The following is a 13,371-nucleotide window of genomic DNA, read 5'->3' as shown; positions in this document are numbered from 1 at the left end:
AGCACGATGAGCACAGCCACATCCAAGCCCGGCCCGCTGGCCGGCATCAAGGTTCTTGAACTGGGCACGCTGATTGCGGGTCCTTTCTGTTCGCGCATGCTGGCCGAGTTCGGGGCCGAGGTCATCAAGATCGAAGCGCCCGGTGATGGCGATCCCCTGCGTCACTGGCGCGTGCTCAAGGACGGCACTTCGCTGTGGTGGTCGGTCCAGGCGCGCAACAAGAAGAGCATCACCCTGAACATGAAGGACGGGCGCGCCCAGGAGATCGCCCGCCAGCTCGCGCTGGACGCCGATGTCATCATCGAGAACTACCGCCCCGGCGTGCTCGAGAAATGGAAACTCGGCTATGAGGACCTGAAGCAACTCAATCCCGCCACCATCATGGTGCGCCTGTCCGGCTACGGCCAGACCGGCCCGCTGCGCGACCTGCCGGGCTTCGGTGCCATCGGCGAATCGATGGGCGGGATCCGCTACGTCTCCGGCCATCCGGACCGGCCGCCGGTACGCATCGGCATTTCCATCGGCGATTCCATCGCCGCGCTGCACGGTGTGATCGGGGCCATGATGGCGCTGCGCCATCGCGATGTCAGCGGTGGCCGCTGGAACGGCAAGTCCGGTGCGGACTGCGTGGCAGGGCAGGGCCAGATGGTCGACGTGGCCTTGTACGAAGCGGTCTTCAACATGATGGAATCGATGGTGCCCGAGTTCGATTTCGCCGGCGTGGTGCGTGAACGCACCGGCGGTGCGTTGCCCGGCATCGTCCCCTCCAACACCTACACCACCGGCGAAGGCATGAACATCGTCATCGCCGGCAATGGCGATGCCATCTTCAAACGTCTGATGAGTGCCATCGGCCGCGACGACATGGCCAATGATCCGGGCCTGGCACGCAACGATGGCCGCGTGCCGCGCACCGAAGAAATCGATGCCGCCATCCAGCAGTGGTGCAGCACGCAGACCATCGATTCGGCCCTGGCCACGTTGCAGGCAGCTGACGTCCCGGTCGGCAAGATCTACTCCGTCAAGGACATGATGAACGATGCCCAATTCCTGGCGCGCGACATGTTCGAGCAGCACCAGTTCGCCGATGGCACGCCGGTCAAGCTGCCGGGCATTACGCCCAAGATGTCGGAGACGCCCGGCCAGACCCGATGGCTGGGCCCGGAGCTGGGTGCCCACAGCGATGAAATCCTGCAATCGCTGGGGTATGATGAGGCCCACATCAAGAAGCTGCGGGACGCAGGCGTGGTCTGAAGCAGCATGACAAAGGCAGGCACCGGCACGGGGTCGCCTGCAACAAGCTGGACAACAAGCAGCACCCCCCATCCACACACGGAGGAGACACAATGAAATTGAGCTGGAAGCAATTGCTGATCGCCGCTGGCCTGTTCCTGGCCGGCTATTTTTCATTCAACGGCAGCGCCGGCGCGCAGGCGCTGGAAAAACCCAAGGTCTCCATCGCCGTGGGTGGCAAGAACCTGTTCTACTACCTGCCGCTGACCATTGCCGAGCAGCTCGGCTATTTCAAGGATGAGGGCCTGCAGGTCGAGATCTCCGACTTCGCCGGTGGTGCCAAGGCGCTGCAGGCCATGGTGGGCGGCAGCGCCGACGTGGTCTCGGGCGCTTTTGAACACACCATCAACATGCAGGCCAAGAACCAGCCCATCGTCGCCTTCGTGCTGCAGGGCCGGGCCCCGCAGATCGTGCTGGCGGTCAACAACAAGACCATGCCCAACTACAAGACCGTGGCCGACCTCAAGGGCAAGAAGATCGGCGTGACCGCACCGGGCTCCTCCACCAGCATCATGGCCAGCTACGTGCTGGCCAAGGCGGGCCTGAAGCCTACCGACGTTTCCTTCATCGGCGTGGGGGCGGCAGCCGGTGCCATCTCGGCGATCCGCTCGGGCCAGATCGACGCGATTGCCAACCTCGATCCGGTCATCTCCATGCTGGAGCAGAACAACGAGATCAAGGTCGTCGCCGACACCCGTACCCTGAAGGACACCAATGATGTCTTCGGTGGCCCGATGCCGGCGGCAACCCTGTATGCACCGGCGGCCTTCGTGCAGAAGTATCCCAATACCACGCAAGCCCTGACCAATGCCATGGTGCGCGCGCTGAAGTGGATCCAGAAGGCCGGTCCCTCCGACATCATCAAGGCCGTGCCGGAAAGCTATCTGCTGGGCGACCGTTCGCTCTACATCGATGCCTTCATGAAGGTGCGCCAGGCCATTTCGCCGGACGGCTACTTCCCGCCGGGCGGTCCGGATACCGCGCTGCGCACGCTGAAGGCCTTCGAGCCCTCGCTGGCGGACAAGCAGATCGATCTGTCCAAGACCTTCACCAATTCCTTCGTGCAGAAGGCCAACGCCAAGTACAAGTAAGCACAGGCCCGGCGCTCCCGGCCCGTGCGAACGCACCGCAAATGCCCGGCAACGGGCATTTGCGCATCTTGGGCCGGGAGCGCTGAGTTTCCTTTCAAGTTCTTTCGTCTCCTCCAACCGGGCCGCAACCGCCCGCACCACCATGACGCCAGCACTCCAGTTCGACAACATCACCTGCACCTTCGTCTCCAAGGACGACCGTTCCCAGCGCTACACCGCCGTGGCCAATACCGACCTCTCGATTGCGCCGGGTGAATTCGTTTCGGTGGTCGGCCCCACCGGCTGCGGCAAGTCCACCTTGCTCAATGTCGGGGCCGGATTGCTGCAACCGTCCTCGGGCAGCGTCAAGGTATTCGGTGAGGAACTCAAGGGCATCAACCGCCGCGCCGGCTACATGTTCCAGGCCGAGGCGCTGATGCCCTGGCGCAGCGCGCTGCAGAACGTGATCGCCGGCCTGCAGTATCGCGGCCATGAGGAAAAGGCGGCACAAGAACTGGGCGAACAATGGCTGGCGCGTGTGGGCCTGCAAGGCTTCGGCGACCGCTATCCGCACCAGCTCTCCGGCGGCATGCGCAAGCGCGTGGCACTGGCGCAGACGCTGATCCTGGACCCGGACATCATCCTCATGGACGAACCCTTCTCCGCGCTCGATATCCAGACCCGCCAGCTGATGGAAAACGAAGTACTGGACCTGTGGAATGCCAAGAAGAAAGCCGTCCTCTTCATTACCCACGATCTGGATGAAGCCATCGCCATGTCCGACCGCGTGATCGTATTGGCGGCCGGCCCCGGCACGCATCCCATCGGTGAATTCAGGATCGACCTGCCGCGCCCGCGCGACGTCGCCGAGATCCGCATGCATCCGCGTTTCGTCGAACTGCACCAGCAGATCTGGGACGTGCTGCGCGATGAAGTGCTCAAGGGCTACCAACAACAAAAGCGCGCAGCGTAAGCCGTACCGAAAAGATCAGGGAAGAGAATCAGCATCATGTGGAAATTATTTAAACCGAATCACAAGAACATCCGTTTCTGGCAGCTGATGGTATTGGCCGTGGTGCTGCTGGTCTGGCACGTGGCCACGCGCAATCCGCAGACCGCCTTCTTCTTCGGCGAACCGCTGAAGGTGGCGCAGCGCATCTGGGAATGGTTCACCGTGGGCAGCGGCTCGCTGGAAGTGGGCATGGGCGACACCACCTTCTTCACGCTCAGCTTCCCGGCAGAAATCTATTCACACCTGTTGATCACGCTGACCGAAACCGTTCTGGCCTTCCTCATCGGCACCGTCTTCGGCCTGGCCATCGGCCTGTGGCTGGCGCTCTCGCCGACCGCTTCGGCCATCCTCGATCCCTATGTGAAGGCCGCGAACTCCATGCCGCGCGTGATCCTGGCGCCGATCTTCGCGATGTGGTTCGGCCTGGGCATCTGGTCCAAGGTGGCGCTGGCGGTGACGCTGGTGTTCTTCATCGTCTTCTTCAACGTCTACCAGGGCGTCAAGGAAGTCAGCCCGGTGGTGCTGGCCAATGCCCGCATGCTGGGTGCCAATGCACGGCAGCTGCTGCGTACGGTCTACCTGCCTTCGGCCACTTCATGGGTGTTTTCCAGTCTGCACACTTCCATCGGTCTGGCCTTCGTCGGGGCGGTGGTCGGTGAATACCTGGGCTCGGCGCGTGGCGTGGGCTACCTGATCCTGCAGGCCGAGGGCAGCTTCGACATCAACACCGTCTTTGCCGGCATCGTCGTGCTGACCATCTTTGCGCTGGTACTGGACCTGGCCGTGGGGGTGATCGAGAAACGGCTCATGAAATGGCAGCCCAAGAGCGGGGAGACCGAAAAGCTCTGACGAGCATTGATTGAAACAGGCCGGCATCTGCCGGCCTGTTTCATTTGAAGCGATGGCTCGAACTCTGGCGCAGGATCAGTTCGAAACCGACATCGACCACCTTGGTGGCGCCATCGTCACTCTCCTCTTCCTGTTCAGGCGCTTCGTCGCGCTGAAGTTGCGCCAGCAGTTCTTGCGCCACGCGCAGACCGATTTCCGCCGCATGCGGTTGTACCGTGGTCAGCGGGGGGACGCAAACCTGCGAATACGGCAGGTTGCCGAAACCGGTGACGGCCAGTTGTCGCGGCACTGCCAGTCCCCGGTGCTGTGCCTCGAACAGTACCCCCAGGGCCAATACATCGTTGGCGCAGGCCACCGCCTGCAGGCCGGGCTGCTGCTTGAGGGCCTGGCGTAGCGCGAGCCCGCCGGCAGCAGGTGACACATCATTGCCGGTATCGATCACCAACGGTTTGATGCCATGCCGTGCCAGTGCCTGGCAAAATCCATCGCGCCGTTGACCGGCGCGCCGGTCGGCGTCCATGCGCGCCCCCACGAAGGCGATACGGGTGGCACCCTGCTGATGCAGGTGCGCCGCCATCACTTCGCCCACCGCCACGTGGGAAAAACCGACCTGCAAATGAAACGGCTCTTCGCCGATCTCCCACATTTCCGCCACGGGGGTGTCGGCCATGCGCAGCAAGGTGCGCGTGGCTTCATTGTGATGACAGCCGGTTACCACCAGCGCCGTTGGCGACCAGGAGAGGAAAGTACGCACCAGCTCGGTTTCACGCTCCAGGTCGTATTCGGTCGCACCCAGCAGCAGTTGGTAGTCGTGGCGATCAAATTCCTTTTGCAAGGCCGCCACCGTCTCGGTGAAGAAGGCGTTGCCCAGCGAGGGCACGATCACGCCGATCGCCCGCGTGCGCGCCGCCGCCAGGCTGCCCGCCAGCTTGTTGGGCACATAGCCCAGGGTGTCGATGGCGCGCTTGATGCGCGGCGACAGGCGCGGCGAGACAGCCTCGGGATTGCGCAGGTACAGCGAGACCGAACTGGCCGAGACCTTGGCGCGCGCGGCGACATCTTCCATCGTGACGCGATTGGTGCCGCGCCGGCTGCGCGCGGCGGTCTTGTTGTTCTGGGACATGGGACGGTGAGGGCGGCCGGGCCGCAACAGTGCATCAAGCGGCCATTTTAGACGCAGCAGGTCCCCCAGTCATGCGCTGCTTGTCCGGCCGCTCTCCACGGGGGGCGGGGAGTTCCCTTGGCCGATTTCCGCTGCCCGCATGCCGGTGCCAATTCCAATTGACAAGGACAATTTCGCAGCGCTATTATTTCGCAGCGCTGCGAAAGCGTGTTTCTGTGCTCATTCCCCTCACTTTCATGCAGGACACAGGATGTTGAATTCACTCGCCGCCGCAGCCGTCCCCGCTGTACCGCGCCCGCTGCAGGTGCTGCTTGAGGGCGTGCCCGTTTTCGAGCCGGTCTGCGTCCTGCCTGCCGCCGCCGCGCTGGGCGAATGCCCGCGCTGGGATGAGCAGCGTCAGCATCTGGTCTGGGTGGATATCCTGGAGCAGCGATTGCACCGCTATGATCCCGCCACCGGCGAGGACAGCTACGTCACTCTGCCGGAAGCGATTGGCTGCGTATCGCTGGGTGAGCACGGCGGCTACATCGCCGGGCTGCGCTCAGGTCTGTGGGAACTGGACGGAGCAGGGCAGCTGCAGCAGCAACTGGCCGTCAATCCTGAAGATCAGGCCGGCAGTCGCTTCAATGACGGTCGCTGTGATCCGGCCGGGCGCTTCCTCGCCGGCACCATCGACGAACCGAAGTCCGGCGCGCGTGCCCACCTCTATCGCCTGCGCCCCTCCGGCGCTCTGGAGGTACTGGCTGATGGCCTGCTCACTTCCAACGGATTGGCCTTCAGCCCCGACGGACGCTGGATGTACCATTCCGACACCCCCAATTTCGTCATCTGGCGGCGCAGCTATGATCCGATCACCGGTGACTGCGGGCCGCGCCAGGTCTGGGCCACCATCACTCCCACGGCCACGGACCGGGGCCGCCCCGATGGTGCTGCGGTCGATGCCGAAGGACATTACTGGAGCGCCTTCTACGAAGGCGGTCGACTTGTGCGATTTGCCCCTGACGGCAGCGTCGTGGCGCGCTATCCCTTGCCCGTGCAGTGCCCCACCATGTGCGCCTTTGGCGGTGCCGACCTGCGTACGCTCTTCATCACCAGCGCCCGTGCCGGTCGGCCCGGCGAAGAGCTGGCGCAGCAGCCGCTGGCCGGCGGCTTGTTTGCCATGCGTACCGACGTGCCCGGCTGCATCGAGCCGCGCTGGCGCGGGTGAGCCGGCAACGGCCTCCAGTATCGAACCACTTTCACTCTCCAAGGATCTTCATCACATGCTTTCGCTCCACGATCCCGACCTGTTCCGGATGCAATGCCCCATTGGCGGCCACTGGCAGGATGCCCTGGATGGCACGACCATCGCCGTCACGGATCCTGCCACCGGCCTGATCCTGGGCACGGTGCCGGCCATGGGGACGGCCGAGACCCGCGCCGCCGTGCAGGCTGCGGAAGCGGCCTTGCCCGGCTGGCGCGCGCGTACCGCCAAGGAACGCGCCACGCTGCTGCGCCGCTGGCACGCGCTGCTGATCGAAAACCAGGAAGACCTGGCTTTGCTGATGACCGCCGAGCAGGGCAAGCCGCTGTCCGAGGCCAGTGGCGAGATCGCCTTTGCCGCCAGCTTCATCGAATGGTTTGCCGAAGAGGCGCGCCGTATCAACGGCGATGTCATCGCCAGCCCCTCCAATGACCGTCGTCTGCTCACGCTGCGCCAGCCTGTTGGCGTATGCGCAGCCATCACGCCGTGGAATTTCCCGGCAGCGATGATCACCCGCAAGGCCGCGCCGGCACTGGCTGCGGGATGCACCATGGTGATCCGGCCGGCCAGCCAGACACCGTATTCGGCGCTTGCCATGGTGGCACTGGCCGAGCGCGCCGGCATTCCGCCGGGTGTGCTCAATGTGGTGACCGGCCATCCCGAAGCCATCGGTGCCGAGCTGACCGGCAACCCGGTGGTGCGCAAGCTGTCCTTCACTGGATCGACCGCTGTCGGTGCGCGCTTGATGGCGCAGGGGGCCGGTCACATCCAGAAGCTGTCGCTGGAGCTGGGCGGCAATGCACCCTTCATCGTCTTCGACGACGCCGATCTGGACGCGGCGATCGAGGGCGCCATGATTTCCAAGTACCGCAATGGCGGCCAGACCTGCGTATGCAGCAACCGCATGTACGTGCAGGCCGGTCTCTACGATGCCTTCGTCGAGCGCCTGGCCAGCCGTGCCAGCAAGCTGGTGCTGGGCGATGGCCGCGCACCGCGTACCCAGATCGGGCCGCTCATCGATGCCCGCGCGCTGGAGAAGATCAGCGAACTGGTGGAGGACGCGCGCAGCCAGGGCGCGCGCATCGTCTGCGGCGGCACTCCGGTGGTACTGGAAGGCGATGAACAGGCGCGCTACTTCGCGCCCACCGTGCTGACCGGCGTGAAGCCGTCCATGCGCGTGGCATGCGAAGAGATATTCGGACCGGTGGCACCCGTGCTGCGCTTCGAAAGCGAAGAGGAAGTCATCGGCCAGGCCAACGATACCGAATATGGCCTGGCCAGTTATGTCTACACCCGCGACATGGCCCGAGTCTGGCGCGTCGCCGAGGCGCTGGAGTTCGGCATGGTGGGCGTCAACACCGGTCTCATCTCCACGGCGGAGGCACCGTTCGGTGGCGTCAAGCAGTCGGGCCTGGGTCGCGAAGGATCGAAGTACGGTATCGAGGAGTATCTGGAACTGAAATACCTCTGCCTGCAGGTGGCCTGAATGCCAGCCCTTGCAGCATGACGACAGGGCCAGTCCGTCGAGACGGCCCGAAGAAAGAATGAAGAAACTACAAGGAGACGATCATCATTACCCTACTCAGCTTCATCCTCTTTACGGCACTGGTGGCCTATGTGTCGTACCTGTTCACCCGGCGCGCCAAGGATGTCGGCGCGCGCGGCTACTTCATGGCCAGCGGCGGACTCAATGGCTGGTTCATCGCCGGCTCCATGATGCTCACCAACCTGTCGGTGGAACAGCTGGTGGGCTTGAACGGCGACGCTTACGCCCACAATCTCTCGGCCATGGCCTGGGAGTGCACCGCTGCGGTGGCGACAGTGGCGCTGGCCATGTTCTTCCTGCCGCGCTATCTGCGCGGCGGCTTCTCGACCCTGCCGCAGTTCCTTGAAGAGCGCTTTGACGCCACCACCCGCCGCGTCGTCAGTGCCTTCTTTGTCATCAGCTACATGCTGGTGGTCAATCCCTCAGGCCTGTACCTGGGGGCCATCACCTTCAACCAGGTGTTCGGCGTCCAGCAGGCATTCGGCACCTCCTATCCGGTCACCATTACCGCACTGGTGTGGATCTCCGGTGTCATCGGTGCGCTCTATGCAGTCTTCGGCGGCCTGCGTGCGGTGGCCGTATCCGACACCATCAACGGCGTGGGTCTGCTCATCGCCGGACTGATGGTGCCGGCGCTCGGGCTGCTGGCACTGGGCCAGGGCGATTTTTTTGCCGGCCTGCACGTGGTCGCCACCGAAGCGCCGGAGAAGTTGTCGGCCATTGGCGGGGCGCATGATTCAGTCCCGTTCGGCACCGTCTTCACCGGCATGATCTTTGCGAACCTGTTCTACTGGTGCACCAACCAGTCCATCATCCAGCGCACCTTCGCGGCCAAGAATCTGGCCGAAGGGCAGAAGGGAGTGCTGCTGTCGGGGCTGCTCAAACTGATGGTGCCCATCATCATGCTGATGCCCGGTGTGATCGCCTATCACCTGTATGCCGGCAACCCCCTGGCGCGTCCCGACCTGGCCTATCCGCAACTGGTGGCCGACCTGCTGCCGTGGTGGGCCAAGGGCTTCTTCGTGGCCGTGCTGTTCGGTACCGTGATGAGCCACTTCAATGCCGTCATCAACAGTACCGCGACCCTGATCGCCTTCGACTTCTATCGCGTCTGGAAACCCGATGCCAGCGACGAGAAGATGATTCGCGTGGGCAAGATGGCCAGCATCGCAGTGGCTGTGATCTCGCTGTTGATCGCTCCGCTGCTGATGTTCGCGCCCGACGGCATCTACACGGTCATGCGCCGCTTCAGCGGCTTCTTCAACATTCCCATCATTGCGGTGGTGCTGATGGGCTTTTTCAATGGCCGCATCGATGCACTGCCTGCCAAGATCGTGTTGTTGCTGCATGTGATCGCCTACACCCTGCTGATCTTCGTCTTCAAGGTCGACAGCACTTATGGCATTCATTTCATCCACATCATGGGCATGCTGTTCGTCACCGAAGTGCTGCTCATGCTGGTGCTGGGCCAGTTCTTCCGCCGCGCGCAGCCCTACCAGGCGCATATCCGTCAGCATGGCGATCTCACGCCTTGGCGCTATGCCAGTCGCATGAGCGTGCTGCTGATGGCCCTGCTGGTGAGTGTCTACCTGACCTTCTCGCCGCTGGGCGTGGCGCGCGCCGGTGGCGTGACCCAGCAGTACTACCTGTGGATGGGCCTGACCTGGGCCGTGGCCGTGTTGCTGCTGGTGGTGCTGCGCCGTCGCGTCCATGCCGCCGATGCTGGCCGCGCCCGCGCTGCCGCGGCTATCCGCTGAACCGAACCAAGCAAGGAATGCAATGACACACACTGGAAATACCATGCGCTGGACCCAGCATGAGGATGGCCGGCTCGAACTGGACGTGGCGGGCCGCCTGCTGCTTGCCCATTCGCCACAGGCGCCGGCGGTCTTCATCGGCTATGGCCGGGAGAGCGTGGCCATGTATCGCGGCAATTTCGACATCAGCGATTACGTCGAGGAGCGCATTGCCCTGCGCTACGCACAGCACACGGTGCAGGCCGATGGCTGCGTGCAGGTCAGCTTTGCCCGCGATGCCCACAGCGAGCCCGAGCTGGTACTGATGGCGACCCGTCAGGCCCATGGCGTGCAGTTCAGCCTGTGCGCACAGTCGGGCAGCACCGCTGGCGCCATCGCCAACCGCCTCTGGTGGCGCGTGCCGGCCCAGACCGAGGAACACGTCTGGGGGTGTGGCGAGCAGATGTCCTACTTCGACCTGCGCGGCCGTCATTTTCCGTTGTGGACCTCCGAGCCAGGCGTCGGACGAGACAAGAGTACCTACCTGACCTGGCAGGCCGACGTCACCGCCAAGGCCGGTGGCGACTACTACCACACCAATTATCCGCAACCGAGCTTCGTGTCGTCGCAGCGCTATTGCCTGCACGCCGACACCACCGCCTATGCCGACTTCGATTTTCGCGCCGGAACGTATCACGAGCTGCAATTCTGGGCCATCCCCGAGCGCATCGAATTCCTGCTGGCCGATGATTTCCCGACCCTGGTGGAACGCATCTCGCAGCGCTTCGGCCGCCAGCCGCGCCTGCCTTCGTGGGTACTCGACGGGGCCATTCTCGGCCTGAAGAATGGCCGCGAACATGCCGCCACCATCCTTGAGCAGAGCCGCAGCGCAGGCTTGGCCGTCAGCGGCCTGTGGTGCGAGGACTGGGTCGGTATCCGTCAGACCTCGTTCGGCAAGCGCCTGTTCTGGGACTGGCGCTGGAACGCGCAGCGCTATCCCGGCCACGCCGACTGGCTGGCGCAATTGAAGCAGGAGGGCGTGCGCTTCCTCGGCTACGTCAATCCCTATCTGTGCGTGGATGGTGCGCTTTATGGCGAAGCACACGCCCAGGGATTCCTGGCGACCCACGCCGATGGCAGCGACTATCTGGTCGACTTCGGTGAATTCGATTGCGGCGTGGTCGATTTCACCCAGCCGGAAGCCGCGCGCTGGTTCGAGCAGCGCGTCATCCGCGACGAGATGCTTGACCAGGGCCTGGATGGCTGGATGGCCGACTTCGGCGAATACCTGCCCACCGATGTCACTCTGGCCAATGGCCAGTCAGCCATGCTGATGCACAATGCCTGGCCCACGCTGTGGGCCGAGGTCAACGCCCGCGCCATCGCCGACGCCGGGCGTACCGGCGACGCGGTGTTCTTCATGCGCGCCGGCTATACCGGTGTACAGGCGCACTGCCCGCTGCTGTGGGCGGGCGACCAATCGGTCGACTTCAGCCGTCATGACGGTCTGCAGACCGTGATCTGCGGCGCGCTCTCATCGGGCCTGCTGGGCAATGCCTACCACCACAGCGATATCGGCGGCTACACCAGCCTGTTCGGCAACCGCCGCACGCCGGAACTGTTCCAGCGCTGGGCCGAGATGGCGGTCTTCACCCCCATGATGCGCACCCACGAAGGCAACCGTCCCGACGAGAACTTCCAGTTCTGGCAGGACCCGGCTGTGCTGGCGCATTTTGCCCGGATGACGCGTCTGTTCGTCGGCCTGAAGCCCTACGTGGAGGAACTGGCCGAACAAGCTGCCACCCGTGGCCTGCCGCTGCAGCGTCCGCTGTTCCTGCATTACGAACAGGACCGCGCCACCTACGCCATACAGGACCAGTATCTCTATGGTCCCGACTTGCTGGTCGCGCCCGTGCATGCGGCGGAGGCCAACTGCTGGAGTGCCTACCTGCCCCTGGGCGATGACTGGCTGCATCTGTGGAGCGGTCAGCGCCACGCTGGCGGCCAGCGCGTGCAAGTGGCTGCACCGCTGGGCCAGCCGCCGGTCTTCGTACGGGCAGGCGCAGCACGCGCCGAGCAATTCCTGGCGCTGGCGCGGAGTCTCTGATGCTGCTCAACGGCATCGGCAGCCATCTGCTCTTCGTCGCTTGCGTGGCGCTGGCGACCTTCGTGCAGAGCCTCACCGGGTTTGCCTTCGGGCTGGTGCTGCTGGGACTGGTGGCGATGCTGCACCTGGCCCCGCTGGCGGTGGCGGCCAATGTCGTGACCGTCATGGTGCTGGCCAATGCGGCGGTGATCGTGCGCACCGCACCGGGCCTGCCGCGTGCGCTGATCGTGCCGGCCTTCGGCAGCAGCCTGATCGGCGTGGGGCTGGGCGCCTGCCTGCTGGCCTGGATGTCGGATCATGCCATCGGCGTGCTGCGGCTGGCGCTGGGCTTGGCCATTCTGGCGTGCAGCTTGTTGCTGGTGTTGCGGACGCAGGTGCGCGAGCAGCTCTCGTCTGCGCCCTCCTTCGCCTTTTTCGGCGTGCTCTCCGGGATCATGGGCGGCGTCTTCGCCAGTGCCGGTCCGCCGATGGTGTTCCACCTGTACCGGCAACCGCTGGACCGCGTCGTCGTGCGCGACACGCTGGTGCTGCTCTTTGCCGTCAACGCCGTACTGCGGCTGGTGATCGTGCTGGCTCAGGGCCGCTTCGACCATGCATCGCTGGCGCTGAGCCTGGAAGCGCTGCCGGTGGTGCTGGGCGTGACCTGGCTGGCACGCCGCCATCCCCCGCAGTGGTCACCGCTGACGGTGCGACGCATCGTGTTCCTGTTATTGCTGGTGGCCGGCGGCAGCCTGGTGGCCCCGGCGCTTTCCCCAACCTGATTTCAACGCTTCTACATCATGCAAGAAAAACGCAAACAACTGGCTGACCTGCGCAGTCAACGCTGGCTCGCTCCGGACGACATGCGCTCCTTCGCCCACCGCCAGCGCCTGCAGCAGATGGGATTGCGCCGGGAAGATTTCATGACCCGGCCGGTCATCGCGGTCATCAACACCTGGAGCGATCTCTCGCCCTGCCACGCCCACCTGCGCGAACGCGCCGAGGTGGTCAAGCGCGGCATCCTGATGGCCGGCGGCCTGCCGGTGGAGTTGCCCGCCATGTCGTTGGGCGAAGTGATGGTCAAGCCCACCACCATGATCTACCGCAACATGCTGGCCATGGAAACCGAGGAACTGCTGCGTTCGCTGCCGATCGACGGTGCCATCCTCATGGGCGGTTGCGACAAGACCACGCCCGGCCTCATGATGGGCGCGCTCTCTGCTGATCTGCCTTGCCTCTACGTACCCGCCGGCCCGATGCTCAGCGACCGCTACAACGGACAGGTGGTCGGTGCCGGCACCCACACCCGCAAATTCTGGGATGAGTACGTGGCCGGCAACATCGACAAGGAAGAGTGGATCGCTCTGGAATCGCGCATGACCCGCGCGCCCGGTACCTGCAACACCATGGGCA

Annotated in this window: 11 protein-coding genes; 10 read left to right on the top strand and 1 reads right to left on the bottom strand. The window is 64.2% G+C overall.

Annotation, left to right across the window (positions count from 1 at the left end; translation table 11 throughout):
- Positions 1–6 precede the first annotated feature (6 nt).
- The 4 genes from B3873_RS18630 (at position 7) to B3873_RS18615 (ending at position 4,224) form a co-directional block, all read left to right on the top strand.
- Entirely contained in the window at positions 7–1,254 is a 1,248-nt protein-coding gene (locus B3873_RS18630) for a CaiB/BaiF CoA transferase family protein (RefSeq protein ID WP_286868059.1), read from the top strand.
- A 92-nt stretch (positions 1,255–1,346) separates the two neighbouring features.
- Complete coding sequence (locus B3873_RS18625; protein ID WP_034332751.1) at positions 1,347–2,384, top strand: ABC transporter substrate-binding protein; 1,038 nt, start codon at positions 1,347–1,349, stop codon at positions 2,382–2,384.
- Positions 2,385–2,526: 142 nt separating this feature from the next.
- Positions 2,527–3,336 carry an ABC transporter ATP-binding protein gene (locus B3873_RS18620; RefSeq protein WP_034332754.1) on the top strand — a complete coding sequence of 270 codons (810 nt, stop codon included), beginning with the start codon at positions 2,527–2,529 and terminating at the stop codon, positions 3,334–3,336.
- 36 nt (positions 3,337–3,372) lie between these two features.
- Positions 3,373–4,224, top strand: coding sequence for an ABC transporter permease (locus B3873_RS18615; protein ID WP_286868058.1), 852 nt, complete (start codon positions 3,373–3,375; stop codon positions 4,222–4,224).
- Between the two features lie 40 nt (positions 4,225–4,264).
- Here the strand turns inward: B3873_RS18615 and B3873_RS18610 are convergent, their stop codons facing one another.
- A complete protein-coding gene (locus B3873_RS18610) occupies positions 4,265–5,347 on the bottom strand; it encodes a LacI family DNA-binding transcriptional regulator (RefSeq protein WP_286868055.1) in 1,083 nt (360 codons plus the stop codon).
- A gap of 250 nt (positions 5,348–5,597) precedes the next feature.
- Here B3873_RS18610 and B3873_RS18605 point away from each other — a divergent pair, with 250 nt between their 5' ends.
- The 6 genes from B3873_RS18605 to B3873_RS18580 all read left to right on the top strand — a co-directional run.
- Positions 5,598–6,554 (top strand): SMP-30/gluconolactonase/LRE family protein, encoded by a 957-nt coding sequence (locus tag B3873_RS18605; RefSeq protein ID WP_084319853.1) that lies wholly within the window; start codon positions 5,598–5,600, stop codon positions 6,552–6,554.
- A gap of 55 nt (positions 6,555–6,609) precedes the next feature.
- A complete protein-coding gene (locus tag B3873_RS18600) occupies positions 6,610–8,076 on the top strand; it encodes an NAD-dependent succinate-semialdehyde dehydrogenase (RefSeq protein ID WP_286868052.1) in 1,467 nt (488 codons plus the stop codon).
- Between the two features lie 80 nt (positions 8,077–8,156).
- On the top strand, positions 8,157–9,893 hold the full coding sequence (locus tag B3873_RS18595) for a solute:sodium symporter family transporter (protein ID WP_039784197.1): 1,737 nt from the start codon (positions 8,157–8,159) through the stop codon (positions 9,891–9,893).
- Positions 9,894–9,915: 22 nt separating this feature from the next.
- The gene (locus B3873_RS18590; RefSeq protein WP_286868050.1) at positions 9,916–11,979 is read left to right on the top strand and encodes an alpha-glucosidase; all 2,064 of its coding nucleotides are present in this window, start codon (positions 9,916–9,918) and stop codon (positions 11,977–11,979) included.
- A complete protein-coding gene (locus B3873_RS18585) occupies positions 11,979–12,740 on the top strand; it encodes a sulfite exporter TauE/SafE family protein (RefSeq protein WP_134223169.1) in 762 nt (253 codons plus the stop codon). The genes B3873_RS18590 and B3873_RS18585 overlap by 1 nt, the downstream gene beginning before the upstream one ends.
- Before the next feature lie 18 nt (positions 12,741–12,758).
- On the top strand, positions 12,759–13,371 hold a 613-nt coding region (locus B3873_RS18580; protein WP_286868046.1), incomplete at its 3' end, for a dihydroxy-acid dehydratase.

It is taken from the genome of Herbaspirillum sp. UBA812 (genome assembly GCF_002296545.1).
GTDB lineage: Bacteria > Pseudomonadota > Gammaproteobacteria > Burkholderiales > Burkholderiaceae_D > Herbaspirillum > Herbaspirillum huttiense.
Note: the sequence above shows the minus strand (reverse complement) of the source record. Positions and strands in the feature narration are given on the sequence as shown.